The 21,222-nt window shown below is 50.5% G+C and carries 14 protein-coding genes and 3 rRNA genes; 15 read left to right on the top strand and 2 right to left on the bottom strand.

Translation table 11 applies throughout. The annotated features are described in order from the left end of the window. The 6 genes from dnaA to gyrB all read left to right on the top strand — a co-directional run bounded on the left by dnaA (window position 1) and on the right by gyrB (window position 6,324). Complete coding sequence (dnaA, locus tag NSU01_RS00005; protein ID WP_042132666.1) at window positions 1-1,347, top strand: chromosomal replication initiator protein DnaA; 1,347 nt, start codon at window positions 1-3, stop codon at window positions 1,345-1,347. Window positions 1,348-1,543: 196 nt separating this feature from the next. Next, a complete protein-coding gene (gene dnaN / locus NSU01_RS00010; protein ID WP_039295747.1) occupies window positions 1,544-2,686 on the top strand; it encodes a DNA polymerase III subunit beta in 1,143 nt (380 codons plus the stop codon). A gap of 46 nt (window positions 2,687-2,732) precedes the next feature. Beyond that, window positions 2,733-2,960 carry a S4 domain-containing protein YaaA gene (gene yaaA, locus NSU01_RS00015; protein WP_039295744.1) on the top strand — a complete coding sequence of 76 codons (228 nt, stop codon included), beginning with the start codon at window positions 2,733-2,735 and terminating at the stop codon, window positions 2,958-2,960. A 23-nt stretch (window positions 2,961-2,983) separates the two neighbouring features. After that, a complete protein-coding gene (gene recF, locus NSU01_RS00020; protein WP_039295741.1) occupies window positions 2,984-4,102 on the top strand; it encodes a DNA replication/repair protein RecF in 1,119 nt (372 codons plus the stop codon). 16 nt (window positions 4,103-4,118) lie between these two features. After that, complete coding sequence (locus NSU01_RS00025; protein ID WP_039295738.1) at window positions 4,119-4,367, top strand: extracellular matrix/biofilm biosynthesis regulator RemA family protein; 249 nt, start codon at window positions 4,119-4,121, stop codon at window positions 4,365-4,367. A gap of 46 nt (window positions 4,368-4,413) precedes the next feature. Then, entirely contained in the window at window positions 4,414-6,324 is a 1,911-nt protein-coding gene (gene gyrB, locus NSU01_RS00030) for a DNA topoisomerase (ATP-hydrolyzing) subunit B (RefSeq protein WP_042132667.1), read from the top strand. A gap of 90 nt (window positions 6,325-6,414) precedes the next feature. Here gyrB and NSU01_RS00035 read toward each other — a convergent pair whose 3' ends face one another. Further along, the gene (locus tag NSU01_RS00035) at window positions 6,415-7,302 is read right to left on the bottom strand and encodes a YheC/YheD family protein (RefSeq protein WP_042132668.1); all 888 of its coding nucleotides are present in this window, start codon (window positions 7,300-7,302) and stop codon (window positions 6,415-6,417) included. Window positions 7,303-7,645: 343 nt separating this feature from the next. On the opposite strand from NSU01_RS00035, the gene gyrA reads away from it, so the two are divergent. The 6 genes from gyrA (at window position 7,646) to NSU01_RS00065 (ending at window position 17,519) form a co-directional block, all read left to right on the top strand. Then, window positions 7,646-10,192, top strand: coding sequence for a DNA gyrase subunit A (gyrA, locus tag NSU01_RS00040; protein WP_042132669.1), 2,547 nt, complete (start codon window positions 7,646-7,648; stop codon window positions 10,190-10,192). A gap of 146 nt (window positions 10,193-10,338) precedes the next feature. After that, window positions 10,339-11,439, top strand: a complete 1,101-nt coding sequence (locus NSU01_RS00045) for an HD-GYP domain-containing protein (RefSeq protein ID WP_042132672.1) — start codon at window positions 10,339-10,341, stop codon at window positions 11,437-11,439. Window positions 11,440-11,816: 377 nt separating this feature from the next. Then, window positions 11,817-13,374 (top strand): 16S ribosomal RNA (locus tag NSU01_RS00050). 299 nt (window positions 13,375-13,673) lie between these two features. Next, a 23S ribosomal RNA gene (locus NSU01_RS00055) occupies window positions 13,674-16,602 on the top strand. Window positions 16,603-16,729: 127 nt separating this feature from the next. Beyond that, window positions 16,730-16,846: ribosomal RNA gene (gene rrf / locus NSU01_RS00060) — 5S ribosomal RNA — on the top strand. The 16S, 23S and 5S rRNA genes sit together here, the layout of an rRNA operon. A 259-nt stretch (window positions 16,847-17,105) precedes the next feature. Beyond that, on the top strand, window positions 17,106-17,519 hold the full coding sequence (locus NSU01_RS00065) for a hypothetical protein (protein ID WP_039305704.1): 414 nt from the start codon (window positions 17,106-17,108) through the stop codon (window positions 17,517-17,519). An 84-nt stretch (window positions 17,520-17,603) separates the two neighbouring features. Here NSU01_RS00065 and NSU01_RS00070 read toward each other — a convergent pair whose 3' ends face one another. Then, window positions 17,604-18,128: a hypothetical protein gene (locus NSU01_RS00070; RefSeq protein ID WP_042132673.1), complete on the bottom strand. Its 525-nt coding sequence runs from the start codon at window positions 18,126-18,128 to the stop codon at window positions 17,604-17,606. A 219-nt stretch (window positions 18,129-18,347) separates the two neighbouring features. Between NSU01_RS00070 and NSU01_RS00075 the strand changes: the two genes are divergently transcribed. The 3 genes from NSU01_RS00075 (at window position 18,348) to tmk (ending at window position 21,144) form a co-directional block, all read left to right on the top strand. After that, window positions 18,348-18,533 (top strand): sigma factor G inhibitor Gin, encoded by a 186-nt coding sequence (locus NSU01_RS00075; protein ID WP_076248535.1) that lies wholly within the window; start codon window positions 18,348-18,350, stop codon window positions 18,531-18,533. A gap of 220 nt (window positions 18,534-18,753) precedes the next feature. Continuing rightward, entirely contained in the window at window positions 18,754-20,502 is a 1,749-nt protein-coding gene (locus tag NSU01_RS00080; protein WP_076248537.1) for an aminotransferase class I/II-fold pyridoxal phosphate-dependent enzyme, read from the top strand. Further along, window positions 20,503-21,144: a dTMP kinase gene (tmk, locus tag NSU01_RS00085; protein ID WP_076248539.1), complete on the top strand. Its 642-nt coding sequence runs from the start codon at window positions 20,503-20,505 to the stop codon at window positions 21,142-21,144. The last annotated feature ends 78 nt before the right edge of the window (window positions 21,145-21,222 follow it).

A 21,222-nucleotide genomic window follows, 5' to 3' on the forward strand; every position in this document is an offset into this window, starting at 1 on the left:
GTGGACAGCCATACTTCCGAATTATGGCAGCAAATTTTATCGATTATTCAAACCAAACTAAGCAAGCCGAGCTTTGATACCTGGTTTAAGGCTACCAAGGCCTTAACGTTTAGCCCCCAGGCTCTTATTATCTCGGCGCCTACAACTTTTGCCGTAGAATGGCTGGAAAGTCGCTACACCAAATTGGTAGGAGCAACGGTTTATGAGGTCACCGGACAACAGGTTGACGTCAAATTTGTAATTGAAGAGAACAAACCCTCTGAGCCAATAGTTCAACAAATGGCGCCCACTCCCGCAGTTTCACGCGAAGAAGCACAGACGCATTTGCTCAATCCCAAATACACTTTTGATACGTTCGTGATCGGTTCGGGCAACCGTTTTGCGCATGCAGCCTCGCTGGCTGTAGCCGAAGCGCCTGCCAAAGCTTACAATCCTTTGTTTTTGTACGGAGGCGTGGGTCTCGGGAAAACCCACTTGATGCATGCCATCGGGCACTACGTGCTGGAGCATAACCCCAACAATAAGGTTATCTACATCTCGTCCGAGAAATTTACGAATGAATTCATCAACTCCATCCGTGACAACCGCGGCGAAAGCTTCCGTAACAAATACCGCAACGTTGACATTTTGCTGATTGACGATATTCAATTCCTGGCCGGCAAAGAGTCTACGCAGGAGGAATTTTTCCATACGTTCAATGCTCTTCATGAAGAACGCAAGCAAATTATCATCTCAAGCGACCGGCCGCCCAAGGAGATTCCCACACTGGAAGAACGGCTGCGTTCCCGGTTTGAATGGGGACTAATCACCGATATTCAGCCTCCGGATCTGGAGACACGTATCGCGATTCTCCGTAAGAAAGCCAAGGCGGAGAACCTGGATATCCCGAATGAAGCGATGATGTACATTGCCAATCAGATCGACACGAATATCCGCGAGCTTGAAGGTGCGCTGATCCGCGTTGTGGCCTATTCATCATTGACTAACCAGGATGTGACAACGCATCTGGCAGCTGAAGCGCTGAAGGATATCATCCCCTCCAGCCGGCCGAAGATGATTACCATCAACGATATTCAGCAAAAAGTCGGCGAATACTACAATTTGCGCATGGAGGATTTCAAAGCACGGAAACGTACGAAGGCTGTTGCTTTTCCAAGGCAGATTGCTATGTATCTCTCCCGCGAATTAACGGATTATTCGCTTCCCAAGATCGGTGAAGCCTTCGGAGGGCGCGATCATACGACAGTTATCCATGCCCATGAGAAGATTACGCAGCAATTAAAGGTAGACCAGGAGTTGTACAAAGTGGTAAATAATCTTGCGGAGAAAATTAAAAATCCTTCCTAAGAGGAACAAAGAGCCTATACACAATCTATACACATGTGGGTAGGCTTAATTTTATGCTGTTTAGCGACTTATCCACATAAACGGAGCCCCTACTACTAATACTATTAAATAACTATAATAATTCATCTTCTAAGAGCAGGTTTCAAAGAGGTTAAACGTACACCCATTTCCCAATTTTTCAGCTAGGAGTGAAATCATGAAAATCAGCATTCTCAAAAATGAACTCAACGAATCTATAGGCCATGTCTCCAAGGCGATCTCGAGCAGAACAACCATCCCTATTTTGACCGGAATAAAGCTTGAGGTTAGCCACCAGGGAGTAACATTGACGGCAAGCGACACGGATATCTCAATCCAATCCTTCATCCCTGCCGAGAATGACAGCCATACGATCGTAAAAGTGGAACAGCCCGGCAGCGTAGTGCTTCCAGCCAAGTTCTTTGTCGAGATCATCAAGAAGCTTCCCTCCAAAGAAATTCACATGGAAGTCAAAGAGGGCTTTCAAACCTATATCTCTTCCGGATCTACGGAGATTCAGATTGTTGGCCTGGACCCTGAAGAATTCCCTGTTCTGCCAAGCATTGAGGAGAATGAAACCATCTCAATGCCAGGCGATTTGCTGAAGAATATGATTAAACAAACCGCGTTCTCCATCTCTACCCAAGAGACAACACCAATTCTGACAGGTATTCTCTGGAATCTTGCCGATAACGAGTTCAAGTTCACGGCTACCGACCGCCACCGTCTGGCAACAAGAGCAGCACATCTGGAAGGTACAGAGAATGTTCAGTTTGCGAATATTGTTATTGCCGGTAAAACGCTGAACGAGCTCAGCAAAATTATCCCGGATCAGAATATGCTGGTGGATATTGTCGTTGCGGATAACCAGGTCCTCTTCAAAATCGACAAAGTGCTGTTCTATTCGCGGATCCTGGACGGAATTTATCCGGATACTTCTAGAATTATTCCAACCACCTACAAAACAGAACTAACTCTTGATACAAAAAAACTCAGCGAATCGATTGACCGCGCTTATTTGCTGTCCCGTGAAGAAAAAACGAACATCGTCCGGATGCAGACTCTTGAGAATGGCGACGTAGAGATTTCTTCCAGCTCATCAGAGCTGGGGAAAGTCCGGGAAGAACTTGAAGTAATTGATTTCAAAGGTGAGCCTTTGCGGATCTCCTTCAACTCCAAATATATGCTAGATGTGCTGAAGGTTGTGGAGAGTGAGCAGCTCGTGATTGCCTTCACCGGCATGATGAGTCCGATTATCCTCAGACCGCTCGACGAGAGCCGCAGCCTGTACGTCATTCTGCCTTACCGCACAACCAATTAATGCCCTGTCCATGGCCTGTGGATAAGTGGTGGAAAGGACAAAAAAGATGAAAAAAATAGTTATCCACAGTGGATATATCAAGCTGGACCAGTTTTTGAAACTGGCGGATTGTGTATCCACAGGCGGCATGGCCAAAGCGCTGCTGCAGGAAGGGCACGTACAAGTGAATGGGGAGAAAGAAGAACGGCGTGGCAGAAAGCTCTACCCGGGTGATAAGATAGAGGTACAGGATAACGGCGTATTCGAGGTTGAAGGCGGCGGAGTCAAAGAGTAGTACACCCAAGGAGGCACAGGGTCTTGTTTGTCAAAAATATCGGTCTGCAGTATTACCGCAACTATGGGCTGCTGCGTCTGGAGAGTCTGGGTGATGTGAACCTCATTCTCGGTCAGAACGCCCAAGGCAAAACAAATCTCATGGAGGCTTTGTTCGTCCTGGCGATGACCAAAAGCCACCGTACCTCCAAGGACAAGGAACTCATATCCTTCGATGCTCCTGCAGGTTCCGCACAGATTGTGGCCGAAGTGGAGCGCAAATACGGTGATCTTAAGCTGGAGCTTACCCTGTCACCCCAAGGCAAAAAAGCCAGAATTAACGGACTGGAGCAGCGCCGGCTTAGTGAATTCGTAGGTTCACTGAATGTGGTGATGTTTGCTCCGGAGGATCTCGAGATTGTCAAAGGCACCCCGGGCATCAGGCGCCGGTTCCTTGACATGGAGATTGGCCAGGTCCAGCCCAGCTACCTGTTTCACCTGCAGCAATACCAGAAGGTGCTGCTCCAAAGAGGGAATCTGCTGAAGCAGCTATGGGGAAAAGAAGCTGCCGGCAAGGAACTTCTGGAGATATGGGATGCGCAACTTATAGAGCATGGTGTTAAAATCGTCAAAAAAAGGAAACAATTCATAAAGAAGCTGCAGATATGGGCAGAAAGCATCCATCGCGGCATTACAAACGGCGGAGAAGAGCTCAAACTGCTCTATGTCCCCTCTTTCGGTGAGCGCGAAGAGGAAGATGAAGCTGTCTTATTGGACAAATTTATGTTAAAGTTATCACAAACAAGAGATCAGGAAATCAGGCGCGGCATGACGCTGACGGGTCCCCATAGGGATGACCTGTCCTTTTTTATCAACGGAAGAGAAGCTCAGGTCTACGGTTCCCAGGGACAGCAACGTACGGCAGCTTTATCGCTCAAGCTGGCGGAAATTGAACTGATCCATGAGGAGATCGGAGAGTATCCTGTGCTGCTTCTTGATGATGTTTTGTCCGAACTTGATCCCTATCGTCAGACCCAGCTTATCGAAACATTTCAAAGCAAGGTACAGACCTTCATCACCGCCACCGGTGTAGAGGGACTGAATGCCGATAAATTAAAAGGCGCAAGCCTGTATCATGTGCACGGCGGCACAGTGGAGCTATAAAGAGCGGAGGAAGACCATGTATATTCATTTGGGCGGAGAGAAAATTATTCGATCCTCAGAGTTGATTGCTATATTTGATATATCGATTGAGAAGTCCTCCAAGGTGTCGAAGCAATTTATGACTCATTCCCAGCAGGATAAGAAGCTGGAGCGCATTGGTGAAGAGGAAGCGAAGTCTATTGTCGTCACCAAGAATACTGTCTACTACTCCCCTATCTCCTCCTCCACTCTCAAAAAAAGAGCCAAAATCTTGTTAGAAATATAATGTTTCGGTAGTTACAGGAGATAATCTGAAAGAAGTAGGTGAAGGCATGTCAATGAATCAACCGACATATGATGAGAGCCAGATTCAGGTACTGGAAGGGCTGGAAGCGGTTCGGAAACGTCCCGGCATGTACATTGGCTCCACTAGCGCCAAAGGTCTGCATCATTTGGTCTGGGAGGTTGTCGATAATAGTATCGATGAGGCGCTGGCAGGTTTTTGCGACCGGATTCAAGTGAAAATTCATGAAGATAACAGTGTGACTGTTATTGATAACGGCCGGGGAATACCTGTCGGCGAGAACGTAAAGCTGAAGAAATCCACGCTTGAAGTCGTAATGACTGTCCTGCATGCAGGCGGTAAATTTGGCGGCGGGGGTTACAAGGTTTCCGGCGGTCTTCACGGTGTGGGGATCTCGGTAGTTAACGCACTGTCCGAGAAAGTAGTTGTAACGGTCAAACGTGACGGACATGTCTACCAGCAGGAATACAGACGCGGTGCGCCGCAATATGATATCAAGGTAATTGGCGATACCGAGGAGACAGGGACGACAACAACATTCCATCCGGATCCGGAGATCTTTACCGAGACTACTGTGTTTGAATATTCCACTCTGCTTACCCGCATCCGCGAGCTTGCCTTCCTGAACAAGGGCATTGAGCTGTCTCTGCTGGATGAACGGACCGGAGTGTCCAATACGTTCAAGTATGACGGCGGTATTGTGGAGTATGTGAAGTATCTCAACGAGAAAAAAGAAGCCCTGCATGATGATCCGATCTACGTGGAAGGCTCGCGGGATATGATCGCCGTTGAAGTGGCTCTCCAATATAACGATTCTTATACAGAGAACATCTATTCCTTCGCCAACAATATCAACACCCATGAGGGCGGAACGCATGAATCCGGCTTCAAGAGTGCTTTGACGCGGATTATCAATGATTATGCCCGCAAGGCAGGCGTAATCAAGGATAGCAGCCAGAATCTTACCGGAGATGATGTCCGTGAAGGTCTGACGGCGATTATTTCGGTCAAAATTCCTGAGCCGCAGTTCGAAGGCCAAACCAAGACCAAGCTGGGGAACAGTGAAGTCCGCGGGATCGTCGAATCTCTGTTCGGCGAGAAGCTGCAGGAGTTCCTGGAAGAGAATCCTGCTGTCTCACGCAAGGTGCTGGAGAAGTCGCTGCAGGCTTCCCGTGCCCGTGAAGCGGCCCGCAAGGCCCGTGAGCTGACCCGCCGTAAGAGTGCGCTTGAAGTCAGCGCCCTTCCGGGTAAGCTGGCTGACTGCTCCTCCAAGGATGCGTCGATCAGTGAGCTGTACATCGTCGAAGGTGACTCTGCGGGCGGATCGGCCAAGCAAGGCCGTGACCGTCATTTCCAGGCGATCCTGCCGCTGCGCGGTAAGATCCTGAACGTAGAGAAAGCCCGGCTCGACCGGATCTTGTCCAATGCGGAAATCCGGGCGATTATTACCGCTCTCGGGACTAGCATCAGCGATGATTTTGATCTGTCGAAGGCACGCTACCACAAGGTTGTAATTATGACCGATGCGGACGTCGACGGTGCCCACATCAGAACCTTGCTGCTGACGTTCTTCTACCGCTACATGCGGAAGATTGTCGATGCCGGATATATCTATATCGCCCAGCCGCCGCTGTTCAAGATCGAACGCAACAAAGTCATCCGCTATGCGCAGACCGAGAAGGAACGCGATGAGATCATTGCCGGCTTTGGTGAGAACGTCAAAGTAAACGTTCAGCGCTACAAAGGTCTGGGTGAGATGAATGCCGCGCAGCTTTGGGATACTACAATGGATCCTGAGAGCCGCACGATGCTGCAGGTAACGATTGAGGATGCGATGCTGGCCGACAGCATTTTCGATACACTGATGGGTGATAACGTAGAGCCGCGCCGTGAATTCATTCAGGAGCATGCCCAATCCGTCAAAAATCTCGATATTTAAGCGCAAGCTGTATAACGAACCTCCGGTTTCCTCCCTTATAGGGGGGACCGGAGGTTTTTTAATGCAGGCAGAGAGTTTTTTGGCGTGATTTTAATGCTTGACTGTTCGTCTGCGGCGGTAGGTTGGCGACGGGCGGGTGCGCTTCAAACGTCCATAGGCAACAGCATAGCGGTGGATTCTGCGGTAAATGGCTTTGTTCGGAAACATTTTGAAAACAATGATCGAAGGCAGTGTGTTCACTTCAAGCAGCCATAAATCATGATGCTGATCCATCGCCACATCCAGTCCAATTTCTTTGAGACCCGGATAGGCAGTTTCCAGCTGGGACCCGATTCTGACTCCCAGCGATTTCAGCTGCTGGATGGTTGCCGTCCTTTCTTCGGGCGTCATATGTTCTTTGAACAGAGCATCCACCGAAAAAATGCTGCCTCCGTTGTGATAGTTGGTGACCACCTTTTGCGGCGCAGCCACCCGCCCGAGCATGCCTGTAGTCTCCCAGGACCCCTGAAGATTCTTCTGGGTCAGTACCCGCAGGTCAAACGGCCGGTCCTGATGCTGAAGCAAATCAATGCCTTGCTGAACGAGATAGGAACGCCCCTTAATCCGCGGCAATAGGGCAGCATGAAGCTCTTCCGGTGTATTGAAAATTTCTGCATCCTTGGCGTATCTCAGAATATACATCAGCTTGGGTTCTGCCGGAGCTTCTGTTTCACATGTCAAAGGTTCTGTTTCCGGTTGGCTGAAGTCCGGCTGCTGCTCGCTTGGGCTTAAATGTACCACCCGCTGTTCAGCTCTCATGACTCCGCTGCCGTAGGTGCCGCGGTCAGGTTTGATATATACCGTTCCGTACAGACCCAGCAGCTCTTTCAAATCTTCCAGGGCGTATTTACGTGTTTCCGGAATGAAGACCGAGAGCAGGCGGTTCTGAAGAATGACTTTCGTTTTTGCCCACTTGCTGGACACGCGCTGAATCCTCATTTTCTGCCTCCTTGGGTAGTTGTGCGGTTGCCGGTTTTGCCACAGATGAACGTATATCCGTTTGTTCATGTGTGGCGAATTTTCAGGACAATCTAACTAAACAATGTTATAATATAAGGATATGGGGTTATGCTTTTTTGGACGAAATCAGGGTCATAAAGCCATTCTTCTTGTCTTTACAGTCTATGTACTGAAGACACCAGCGGAAAGGGCGTATATCCTTATCCGTACTAAAAGAAAATCAATATAGAAGATAAAAGGCTATCATGTTTAATTGTGCTGCTTTTGTGAAAGTAATATAATAAAGGGTAGCGGTTTTTAACTGAAGGAGGTCCACCAACTCATGGCTGAACAAAATAACCCGCAAATCAGGGATCGGGACATTGGCGTGGAAATGCGCGAATCCTTTATGGATTACGCAATGAGCATCATTGTAAGCCGGGCTTTGCCGGATGTGCGGGACGGACTTAAGCCTGTTCACCGACGCATTTTGTTTGCGATGTCGGAACTTGGAATGTCCTCGGATAAACCTCACAAGAAATCAGCGAGAATCGTCGGTGAGGTTATCGGTAAGTATCACCCTCACGGTGACTCGGCGGTTTATGAAACAATGGTACGTATGGCACAGGATTTCTCCATGCGCTATATGCTCGTAGACGGCCACGGAAACTTCGGCTCTATTGACGGAGATATGGCAGCTGCGATGCGTTATACCGAAGCGAGGCTGTCCAAAATTGCCGGAGAAATGCTCCGCGATCTGAACAAAGAAACGGTTGACTTCGCTCCCAACTATGACGGTGAAGAGAATGAGCCTGTAGTATTGCCGGCGCGTTACCCTAACCTGCTTGTGAACGGGGTTTCGGGGATTGCGGTCGGTATGGCTACCAATATTCCTCCGCACAATCTGGGCGAGGTCATTGATGGTGTACAGGCAATGATCAAGAATCCTGACATTACGCCTATGGAGCTTATGGAATATATTCAGGGCCCGGATTTCCCGACGGCCGGTTATATTTTGGGCCGTGAAGGTATCCGTCAGGCTTACCGCACTGGACGCGGATCGGTTACTATGCGTGCCAAAGCGACGATTGAAGAGAATAACGGTAAAGCGCGGATTATTGTGCATGAGCTTCCTTACCAGGTCAACAAAGCCAGACTGGTTGAGAAGATTGCTGAATTGGTGCGTGAGAAACGTATCGAGGGCATTACGGATCTGCGTGATGAATCTGACCGTAACGGAATGCGTGTAGTCGTTGAAATGAGACGTGATGTGAATCCTAGCGTCGTGCTCAACAACCTCTACAAACATACCTCAATGCAGTCTACTTTCGGGATTAACATGCTGGCTATCGTCAATAATGAACCGAAGATTCTGAACCTGCGTGATGTGCTGTATCATTATTTGCAGCATCAGATCGAAGTTATCCGCCGCCGGACCGTATTTGACCTGAAGAAGGCGGAAGCCCGGGCGCATATTCTGGAAGGCCTGCGTGTTGCCCTCGATCATCTGGATGAGGTTATTGCTCTTATTCGTGCTTCACGGACAACAGATATTGCCCGTGAAGGCTTGATGGAGACCTTCAGTCTAAGCCTGGAGCAGGCTCAGGCGATCCTCGATATGCGGATGCAGCGCCTGACCGGTCTGGAACGTGAGAAGATCGAGAATGAATATAACGAATTGCTCGCCAAAATCACTGAATACAAGGAGATTCTGGCTAACGAGCATCTCGTACTGGAGATTATCAGCAATGAGCTGCAGGAGATTCGTGATAAGTACTCTGATGACCGCCGTACGGAAATTACGGTTGGGGAAGAGAGTATTCTCGATGAGGATCTGATTCCGCGTGAAGAGGTTGTAATCACGATTACACATACCGGTTACATCAAACGTCTTCCGGTCAGCACTTACCGCAGTCAGAAGCGCGGCGGCCGCGGGGTAATCGGGATGGACACCAAGGACCAGGACTTTGTGGAGCATCTCTTCGTGAGTAACTCCCACAACTACCTGATGTTCTTCACCGACAAGGGTAAGGTGTACCGGATTAAGGCTTATGAGATTCCGGAGCTTGGCCGCACCGCCCGGGGAACGCCGATCATCAACCTGATTCAAATTGAGCAGGGCGAGAAGATTAGTGCGGTAATCCAGGTGGAGGAAGCGGACAGCGACAAATACCTGTTCTTCGCTACCCGTGAGGGAATCGTGAAGAAGACACCTCTGGAAGACTACAACAACATCCGCAAGGGCGGTCTGATAGCGATCAATCTTCGCGAGGAAGATTCACTGATCGAAGTGAAGCTGACAGATGGAGAGCAGAATCTGATTATCGGTACGGCACGCGGAATGTCGATTACTTTCTCGGAGAGCGATGTCCGTTCCATGGGCCGCAGTGCTACAGGGGTTAAGGGTATCACGCTTGACGACAATGACCATGTCATTGGTATGGACTGTGTGGACAAGGGGCTTGAAGTGCTGATCGTAACAACCAAGGGTTATGGTAAACGGACGCCTGCCGGCGATTATCGTTCCCAGACCCGTGGCGGTAAAGGCATCAAGACCATTAACCTTACAGATAAGAACGGACCGGTTGTGGGGCTGAAGGTTGTCAAGAATGACGAGGACCTGATGATTATTACAACGAGTGGAACACTGATCCGGACCAGCATGGATGGAATTTCTACCATGGGCCGTTATGCGCAGGGTGTTAAGCTGATTAATATCCGTGAGGATGACGCAGTTGCAACGCTGAGCAGAGTAGATAAAGAGGAAGATGACCAGTCCGAGCAAGAGGATGGCGAAGAAATTCAAGGTACAGTAGTGGAAGGCAATGGCGAAGTCAGCGAGCCTGAAGCGGAAACTGATACCGGGAACGAAGACGATAGCGTCGAATAATCCTTTGCAGCAAAAGCATGAGTTTCTGATTATAGAAGCTCATGCTTTTTTATTTATGGAATGGAAGTCCTCTCTCTAGCCGCTTGCCGGGTTACATACTATAATTAGAGAATTACAGGTGTCACAGAAATAAAGGGGCTGAATTTATGCCAAACATATCCGTTGGAGAGATCAAGGCGGGATCAAAGATTATTAAGGATGTAATTACTCCTTTGGGAGGAGTGTTATTCGGTAAAGGCAAGATCATACTTCCGCGGGATATTGAGATTCTCCAAGCTTTTTTGATAGGACAAGTTGAAATTGAGGGAGTTCAGGGAGAGGACAAAGCCCCAGAGGTGTCCAAACCGCCAGCGAAGCAGCAGACCGCCAAAGCAGGTGCGCTGATCAATGAGTCCGTACTAGCCAAAAGTAATTCTCCGCTTCATGATGAGTATGAGAAAATGCTGGTGCTTATCAAGCAGAGCTATCGTGCAGCAACCGCAGCGGTACTTCCGATTTTTGAATTGCGGAGCCAACTGGAGCTGCTGATCAGCCATTTGAAGGATTATCATGTCCTGAAGTTTGCACCGCGTGTTCTGTTTGACCAGGATTATAATTATCATAACGCTGTATTATCTGCCCTAACTTCATATAAAATTGCCCAGTGGTGCGGATATCCGCAAAAGGATTGGATGCAGGCTGCCTTTGCCGGCTTGCTTCATGATATAGGTAACATTAAGGTAGATGAGACTTTGCTGCACAAACCGACTCCCCTGACGGGCGCGGAGATAGAAGAAGTACGCAGGCACACCACTTATGGATACCAGCTGCTGCGTAATGTTACAGCAATCAACGAAGGCGTCAGACTAGCCGCCCTGCAGCATCATGAGAAGGTCGACGGTTCCGGTTATCCGCTTAAGCTGGAAGGCACCCAGATTCACTTCTACGCCAAGATTGTTGCAGTAGCCGATATCTTTCATGCCATGACGCTTGAAAAAGCCTACAGAAAGGCTCAGTCGCCTTATCTGGTACTGGAGCAGCTTCAGAAGGAGAGCTTCGGGAAGCTTGACCCGGTTATTGTACAAACCTTCATTCAAAAAACAACGGATCTGTATAATGGCACACGGATACGGCTCAGCGACGGGCGTCACGGAGAAATCATCTTCACGGATCGCACTAATCCCACAAGACCAATGGTGCAGGTAGAGGGCAGGATTGTGAATCTGGTCAATGAACGCGAGCTGCATATTCAGGAGATTATTGCTTAAGGGTAAGCGGGTATGATGAACAGAAGCTATGTCATCTGAGGCTGGCCATGTCGGGGCGGTTATTAGGGGCATAGCTTTTATAATTGATTTCAAAATAATGCTTGCAATCAGAATCCATACATGATATATTCTATTTCTGGCCGCGAAACATCAACGCCGAGCTCGAAAAGAAGTTGAAAAAAAGAGCTTGCATTGATCGGCTGGATGTGATATATTATAAGAGTTGCTGGTGACGCGATGAGCGGCGCTGACAACGAGCTTGATCTTTGAAAACTGAACAACGAGTGAGTATCGGAATTCACGAAAGTGACTTCCAAAAAAGAGAATGAAAATTCTCGTCAGATGTTTCAAAATGAGCAATCGCTCTTTCTAAATACAATTTGGAGAGTTTGATCCTGGCTCAGGACGAACGCTGGCGGCATGCCTAATACATGCAAGTCGAGCGGAGTTTGAATGGAAGCTTGCTTCCATTCATGCTTAGCGGCGGACGGGTGAGTAACACGTAGGCAACCTGCCCTCAAGACTGGGATAACTACCGGAAACGGTAGCTAATACCGGATAATTTCTTTCCTCTCCTGAAGAGAGAATGAAAGGCGGAGCAATCTGCCACTTGGGGATGGGCCTGCGGCGCATTAGCTAGTTGGTGGGGTAACGGCTCACCAAGGCGACGATGCGTAGCCGACCTGAGAGGGTGAACGGCCACACTGGGACTGAGACACGGCCCAGACTCCTACGGGAGGCAGCAGTAGGGAATCTTCCGCAATGGGCGAAAGCCTGACGGAGCAATGCCGCGTGAGTGATGAAGGTTTTCGGATCGTAAAGCTCTGTTGCCAGGGAAGAACGTCCGGTAGAGTAACTGCTACCGGAGTGACGGTACCTGAGAAGAAAGCCCCGGCTAACTACGTGCCAGCAGCCGCGGTAATACGTAGGGGGCAAGCGTTGTCCGGAATTATTGGGCGTAAAGCGCGCGCAGGCGGTCATTTAAGTCTGGTGTTTAAACCTTGGGCTCAACCTGGGGGCGCACTGGAAACTGGGTGACTTGAGTACAGAAGAGGAAAGTGGAATTCCACGTGTAGCGGTGAAATGCGTAGATATGTGGAGGAACACCAGTGGCGAAGGCGACTTTCTGGGCTGTAACTGACGCTGAGGCGCGAAAGCGTGGGGAGCAAACAGGATTAGATACCCTGGTAGTCCACGCCGTAAACGATGAGTGCTAGGTGTTAGGGGTTTCGATACCCTTGGTGCCGAAGTTAACACAGTAAGCACTCCGCCTGGGGAGTACGGTCGCAAGACTGAAACTCAAAGGAATTGACGGGGACCCGCACAAGCAGTGGAGTATGTGGTTTAATTCGAAGCAACGCGAAGAACCTTACCAGGTCTTGACATCCCGATGAAAGCATTAGAGATAGTGCCCCTCTTCGGAGCATTGGAGACAGGTGGTGCATGGTTGTCGTCAGCTCGTGTCGTGAGATGTTGGGTTAAGTCCCGCAACGAGCGCAACCCTTGACTTTAGTTGCCAGCAGGTGAAGCTGGGCACTCTAGAGTGACTGCCGGTGACAAACCGGAGGAAGGTGGGGATGACGTCAAATCATCATGCCCCTTATGACCTGGGCTACACACGTACTACAATGGCCGGTACAACGGGAAGCGAAACCGCGAGGTGGAGCCAATCCCAGCAAAGCCGGTCTCAGTTCGGATTGCAGGCTGCAACTCGCCTGCATGAAGTCGGAATTGCTAGTAATCGCGGATCAGCATGCCGCGGTGAATACGTTCCCGGGTCTTGTACACACCGCCCGTCACACCACGAGAGTTTACAACACCCGAAGTCGGTGGGGTAACCCGCAAGGGAGCCAGCCGCCGAAGGTGGGGTAGATGATTGGGGTGAAGTCGTAACAAGGTAGCCGTATCGGAAGGTGCGGCTGGATCACCTCCTTTCTATGGAGAATCGTCACCTGCAACGGTGACATTCAAATCGGAAGTATTACTTCCAAAACTCAGGTTTAGGCCTGTTACTCACTCGTTGGTCAGTTTTGAGAGTTTAAGCTCTCATCTTTACACTGTCTGAATTTTCGAACATCACAATCGTGATTGTCCCGAAATTTCAGCACCTTGATCCTTGAAAACTGGATACCGAAACGAATTTGCGTTTTAGAACATCTTTTAGCTGAAACTTGTGTAAGCAAGTTGAAATAGTTATTAGTTGCTACAGCGATTTTCCTAACGGAAAACGCATTGGTTAAGCTAATAAGAGCACACGGAGGATGCCTAGGCGCCAGGAGCCGACGAAGGACGTGGCGAACAACGAAACTGCCTCGGGGAGCTGTAAGCAAGCTTTGATCCGGGGGTGTCCGAATGGGGAAACCCAGCTGTGGTAATTCGCAGTTACTCGTATCTGAATACATAGGATACGCAGAGGCAGACCAGGGGAACTGAAACATCTAAGTACCCTGAGGAAGAGAAAACAATAGTGATTCCGTCAGTAGCGGCGAGCGAACGCGGAACAGCCTAAACCAAGGGGCTTGCCTCTTGGGGTTGTGGGACGTCTCACATGGAGTTACAAAGGAATATGGTAGGCGAAGAGGTCTGGAAAGGCCCGCGATAGAGGTAAAAGCCCTGTAGCCTAAACTGTGTTCTCTCCGAGACGGATCCCGAGTAGTGCGGGGCACGTGAAACCCCGTATGAATCCAGCAGGACCATCTGCTAAGGCTAAATACTACCTGGCGACCGATAGTGAAACAGTACCGTGAGGGAAAGGTGAAAAGCACCCCGGAAGGGGAGTGAAATAGAACCTGAAACCGTGTGCTTACAAAAAGTCAGAGCCCGATCTAGGGGTGATGGCGTGCCTTTTGTAGAATGAACCGGCGAGTTACGTTTAACATGCAAGGTTAAGGTGAGAAGCCGGAGCCGCAGCGAAAGCGAGTCTGAATAGGGCGATTTAGTATGTGGACGTAGACCCGAAACCGTGTGATCTACCCCTGTCCAGGGTGAAGGTGCGGTAACACGCACTGGAGGCCCGAACCCACGCATGTTGAAAAATGCGGGGATGAGGTGGGGGTAGCGGAGAAATTCCAATCGAACTCGGAGATAGCTGGTTCTCCCCGAAATAGCTTTAGGGCTAGCCTCGGTGAATGGAGTGGTGGAGGTAGAGCACTGATTGGGTGCGGGGCCCGCAAGGGTTACCAAGCTCAGTCAAACTCCGAATGCCATTAACTTCTTGCCGGGAGTCAGACAGTGAGTGCTAAGATCCATTGTCAAAAGGGAAACAGCCCAGACCATCAGCTAAGGTCCCCAAGTGTGTGTTAAGTGGGAAAGGATGTGGAGTTGCACAGACAACCAGGATGTTGGCTTAGAAGCAGCCACCATTGAAAGAGTGCGTAATAGCTCACTGGTCGAGTGACTCTGCGCCGAAAATGTAACGGGGCTAAACACACCACCGAAGCTATGGCTAGATGCTTTGCATCTGGGGTAGGGGAGCGTTGTATGTAGGTTGAAGGTGTACCGTAAGGAGCGCTGGACAGCATACAAGTGAGAATGCCGGTATGAGTAACGAAAAGATCAGTGAGAATCTGATCCGCCGAAAGCCCAAGGTTTCCTGAGGAAGGCTCGTCCGCTCAGGGTAAGTCGGGACCTAAGGCGAGGCCGAAAGGCGTAGTCGAAGGACAACAGTTTGAAATTACTGTACCACCGTAATCCGCTATGAGCGATGGGGTGACGCAGGAGGGTAGTGACGCGGACTGATGGATATGTCCGTCTAAGCAGTGAGGCTGATGTGTAGGCAAATCCGCACATCACTAAGGCTGGGCTGTGATGGGGAGCGAAAATTGTAGTAGCGAAGGTCATGATCTCACACTGCCAAGAAAAGCCTCTAGCCAGGAGAAGGTGCCCGTACCGCAAACCGACACAGGTAGGCGAGAAGAGAATTCTAAGGCGCGCGGAAGAACTCTCGTTAAGGAACTCGGCAAAATGACCTCGTAACTTCGGGAGAAGAGGTGCCTCGGTAGGGTGAATAGCCCGAGGGGGCCGCAGTGAAAAGGCCCAAGCGACTGTTTAGCAAAAACACAGGTCTGTGCGAAGCCGCAAGGCGAAGTATACGGGCTGACGCCTGCCCGGTGCTGGAAGGTTAAGGGGAGTGGTTAGGAGCAATCCGAAGCTGTGAACCGAAGCCCCAGTAAACGGCGGCCGTAACTATAACGGTCCTAAGGTAGCGAAATTCCTTGTCAGGTAAATTCTGACCCGCACGAATGGCGTAACGACTTGGGCGCTGTCTCAACGAGAGATCCGGTGAAATTTTAATACCTGTGAAGATGCAGGTTACCCGCGACAAGACGGAAAGACCCCATGGAGCTTTACTGCAGCTTGATATTGAATTTGGGTACGATCTGTACAGGATAGGTGGGAGCCGTTGAGGCAGGAGCGCAAGCTTCTGCGGAGGCGCCGTTGGGATACCACCCTGATCGTATCTAGGTTCTAACCTAGTGCCCTAATCGGGTACGGGGACCGTGTCAGGCGGGCAGTTTGACTGGGGCGGTCGCCTCCTAAAGAGTAACGGAGGCGTTCAAAGGTTCCCTCAGAATGGTTGGAAATCATTCGAAGAGTGCAAAGGCATAAGGGAGCTTGACTGCGAGACCAACAAGTCGAGCAGGGACGAAAGTCGGACTTAGTGATCCGGTGGTACCGCATGGAAGGGCCATCGCTCAACGGATAAAAGCTACCCTGGGGATAACAGGCTTATCTCCCCCAAGAGTCCACATCGACGGGGAGGTTTGGCACCTCGATGTCGGCTCATCGCATCCTGGGGCTGAAGTAGGTCCCAAGGGTTGGGCTGTTCGCCCATTAAAGCGGTACGCGAGCTGGGTTCAGAACGTCGTGAGACAGTTCGGTCCCTATCTGTCGTGGGCGCAGGAAATTTGAGAGGAGCTGTCCTTAGTACGAGAGGACCGGGATGGACGTACCGCTGGTGCATCAGTTGTTCCGCCAGGAGCATGGCTGAGTAGCTACGTACGGACGGGATAAGCGCTGAAAGCATCTAAGCGTGAAGCCCCCCTCAAGATGAGATTTCCCAATTAGTAAGACCCCTTGAAGACGACGAGGTAGATAGGTTGGAGGTGGAAGTGCAGCAATGCATGGAGCTGACCAATACTAATCGGTCGAGGGCTTATCCAAATTTTTAATACGCAGATTCGTTTCGGATTCAGTTTTCAGGAATCAAATTCCTGAACGCAACGAAATTCATTCACACATCCGTGATGAACCGAATTTCAAGCGGCAGCGTCTGTTTCACAGACGCATGTTTGGTGGCGATAGCGGAGGGGTTCCACGCGTACCCATCCCGAACACGACCGTTAAGCCCTCCAGCGCCGATGGTACTTGGACCGAAGGGTCCTGGGAGAGTAGGACGCCGCCAAGCACATGAAGCCATTGTTGAGCAATCGACAATGGCTTTTTTGTTTATATAGTGAGAAATAGAGGGCAAATAAGCAGAAACAATAAATGAAACGCTTACAAACGAGTGACATTTTTGTTACCGACGTGTCGATAGTTCCAAGTATAATAGAAAAGTGCAAATATTAAGCAGAGGCCTTAATACGAATGAACTACAGATAAATTCTAACTTTGAATTTTCTTGCGTCTTTAGATGCATGGTAGAGGTAAGGAGGATTTAAGGTATGAAGCGAACCCAACCTTTATGGATATTAGTTATTCTTTGTATAGTTGGAGTTATGCTGGCCGGCTGCGGAACGAAGGAGCCGGCCTGGGAGACTTTTGACGGTGCGCTCAATGAGAAAAGCTTTCCCGTTCCTAAAGAAGCCAGTTCCCCCGACAGGACCACTACGAACGTGGCCATGGATTATGTAAGGTACTCTTTGCCAGGGCTGAAAGAGAAGAAGGGTGTACCTGAGCCTTATCTGGAGGAGATCAAGGCATGGGGATGGGAAGAGCAGAGTAATGAGGATTCAGGAAGCTCACGCGTTTTTCAGAAGGAAGGACTTATTGTACACTTAACCGTGCATGATGGCTACTTCATTGTAATGATCCCGAAGGAAAAGAAAGTCACCACCAAAGGATTAAAAAGCAAATAAAAAAATCGCCGTCCGTGTAGGGATGGCGATTTTTTTATGTGGGATGCAAGTTGAATATGCGCCCGTATGTATGATCGCTTAAGATTATTGGGCGTAATAGGAGGCATCCGCCGGATTAAATTTCAGCATGCCGTCTTTCCCTTCGCTGCGCAGCCGCAGAAGAGTATACAGGCGGGGCAGCAGCAGCCAAAGATGGCATATTACTAAAGATGCGGTAAATGCAGGCGGTGCCCAGACGATAAAGAGCGCTGTAATACAGAGACCGATCCACAGGTTATGCATCTGTACTTTGCGGAAGATGCCATAGTTGATATATTGATCAGGCATATAACCGGGCCAGGGCAGGTGCAGGGACATTTTCCACCGTTTTACGATAGGGTGACCGGAGATCAGCAGAACTGAACGTGAAATAACATATTGAATCCACAGCATTACGGGTCCGGCAATAATCATGAACAGAATGCTTAGCCAGGACAGGAAAACTGTCTCCAGCACAAGGAACACAAAAGGAAGCGCAATATAGACCCGCAGCAGGGATGCGGAAATATTAATTTTTTTGATAAGCTTGTATTGATAGAATGTAGCAGCGCCTTTGGTGTTTGGTTCCATAAAGAAAATTCAGACCTCCTCACAAGTTCTCTTGTTATTAATATCGGCCTAACCGTGTGTTTTATTAAACCCGGGTAAACCCGGGATCCGATACACCGAATGGGCATTAGGCGAATATATATATTTCAGGCTATGAAGGATTAGGAAAAAACTATGAAAAGGTTTAAAATGATAGAAGGTGTACCATACTGATCTTAAAAGAGTCAAGGTGGGATGAATATGGAACAGCAAACCGCACAGGCCTGCATCATCTGCGGGCAAGAAAAGGAAGAGGGCATTGTGATTGTCTCGCATTTCATCTGTGAAGATTGTGAGAGTGAGATGGTGCGCACAGAGGCTGATGATGCCAAGTACCGTTTTTTCATTGGCCGGATGAAGAAAATCAATCTGCAGAAGAATGCTTAACCCGAGAACAGCAGCAACGATTTACAAGTAAGTATATAAAGAGCGGGCGGTGGATGTGTGTCGCGTTGGCTGCAAATAAAAGAGTTCCTCTAACGGTTTCTCCGCCAGGGTCTGGTGTGGGAAGCCGTTTTGTTGTTTCGGGAAGACTTTGTGCATAATAATAGGCGTTTGGGTATATTTGCGTTAAAATAGAAGGTAACCCCCAGGGAAGGAAGAACAAATGAACAATTTACAGCCTGGCAGGGCACCTGTATACGAAATGCTGGAACAATATAGACTTAAGGGCAATATATCTTATCATGTGCCGGGGCACAAGAATGGCGAAGCTTACCTGAATACCGGCGGTGCAGGGTATCTGGCTGACGTGATGCGCTATGATGCGACCGAGATTACCGGAACGGATGATCTTCATCATCCTGAAGGGGTAATTCAGGAGGCACAGGAGCTGGCGGCGGATTGTTTCGGCGCAGAGGAGAGCTTCTTCCTGGTTGGCGGCAGCACAGCGGGGAACCTTGCACTTATCCTGACCGTTTGCTATGAGCCGGGAATGCTGCTTATTCTGCAGCGTAATGTCCACAAATCTGTAATCCACGGACTAATGCTGGCCGGGGCACATGCCGTGTTCCTGGAGCCGCAGATGGATCCTGGCAGCGGGCTTGCGGTGGCACCGGCGGCAGAAACGGTGCAGGCTGCACTGGCGGCATATCCGCAGGCTGCCGCCGTACTGGTTACCATGCCGAATTACTACGGCATGGGCAGCGATCTTGCGCCCCTCGCGCAGGCCTGTCACGACAGCGGGATTCCGCTGCTGGTGGATGAGGCGCACGGGGCGCATTACGGCCAGCACCCGGCGCTTCCAGCCGGGGCCCTTGCCTGTGGCGCGGACGGCGTGGTGCAGTCCACGCATAAGATGCTGACGGCGCTGACGATGGGCGCCATGCTGCATGTGCAAGGGCCATGGCTCGACCGCGCGCTGCTTCGCCAGCGCCTCGCCATGGTGCAGAGCTCCAGCCCATCATACCCCGTGATGGCTTCGCTCGATCTGGCCCGGCGGCTGATGCACAGCCAGCGCGCCGGTGCCTTCACGGCGGGACTCACCGCCGTGGACGTCCTGCGGCGCGGCCTGGCTTCGCTGCCGCGCTTCCAGCTGCTGCAGCCCGCCGGGCCGCTGCAGCGCACCTGCGGCGATGCTGACGCCGCAGAGACAGATACGCCGCCGCCGCGCGGGGCGGCGTACGGGACACAGGACCCCTTTAAGGCCGTCATTTATGACGCCGCCGGGGTCCTGGGGGGCTTCGAGCTGCAGCGCAGGCTCGAAGAAAGAGGGATCGTGCCGGAGATGAGCGACGATCGGCACGTAGTACTGGCCTTCAGCCTCGGCTCGAAGGCAGAGGATGCAGCGGTGCTGCTGGAGGCGCTGCGGGATATCGCGGCGCAGACAGCCTGCGGGGTGCCGCAGACGGAAGGCACAGAAGCAGCCTGTGACTCCGGGGCCAAGTATGCTGCTGGTTCCGGCTCTGCTCTTGATGAGGCAGCAGGCACTGGCCTTGTCGCTGCCTCTAGCCCTATCGCAGAATCTCAATCGGATCCCACCTCCATGACCATACTGGCGTCTGCATCATACAATAATGGGGAAGAGGCTATGTCAGCCTTTTCCAGCCCAAATTCCACGTGGAACAATTTCAGCGCATCGCTGATCTCAGCTCCGGTCCGGTTCTCCACGAAGCCGGTTGCCGCTGAGGAGACAGAGAGTATATCGCTTGAAGCAAGTGCGGGCAGGGTGGCGGCCGAAATGGTTATCCCCTATCCGCCCGGAATACCGCTGCTTTATCCCGGAGAGATCATAACAGAGTCCATATGCGGCTGGCTGGGCAGCCTCCGCGATGGCGGGGCTAAATTTCAGGCCTGTGCCGATCCCGCCTTACAGCATATTAAGGTATACAACATTCAGAAGGGCGGAGAAGTATAAGTGAAGCGAGATGGTTTCTTCATTACTCTGGAGGGAGGCGACGGCTCCGGTAAAACAACCGTACTCGGCAGAGTAGCGGCTTATCTGCAGAATCATTCCATGCCCTACTTAATCACCCGCGAACCGGGCGGAATTGAAATCGCCGAGAAGATCCGCTCCATTATTCTGGACCCGGCCCATACGGCTATGGATGCCCGGACAGAAGCCCTGTTATACGCGGCAGCAAGAAGCCAGCATCTGGCGGAAGTAGTCGAGCCTGCACTGCAGGAGGGGATTACTGTGCTCTGCGACCGTTTTGTTGACAGCAGCCTGGTCTATCAAGGCTATGCAAGAGGACTTGGCATCGAGGAAGTGTGGGGAATTAACCGGTTCGCGACCGGCGGCAGGATGCCTGACCTTACCTTCTATCTTGATGTTGATCCTGAGGTGGGATTGTCTCGGATAGCAGCCAATCAGAACCGGGAAGTCAATCGTCTGGATCTGGAAAGCCTTGAATTTCACCAGAAGGTTAAGGCCGGTTATCAGCTCGTGGTGGATTCCGATCCGCAGCGGATTGTTGTACTAGATGCCAACCGCCCGATCCATATGGTGGAGCAGGACATTGTACAGACACTGAAAGACCGGATATTAAAGGATTTCTAAGAGGTTTTGTCAAATAAACAATAGAGGTATAATGATTACACACAGACCTGCAGCGGGCTGGCTGCTGCTGCGAGAAAT

The organism is Paenibacillus sp. FSL H8-0259, assembly GCF_037963255.1.
In the GTDB taxonomy this organism is placed as follows: domain Bacteria; phylum Bacillota; class Bacilli; order Paenibacillales; family Paenibacillaceae; genus Paenibacillus_AQ; species Paenibacillus_AQ phytohabitans.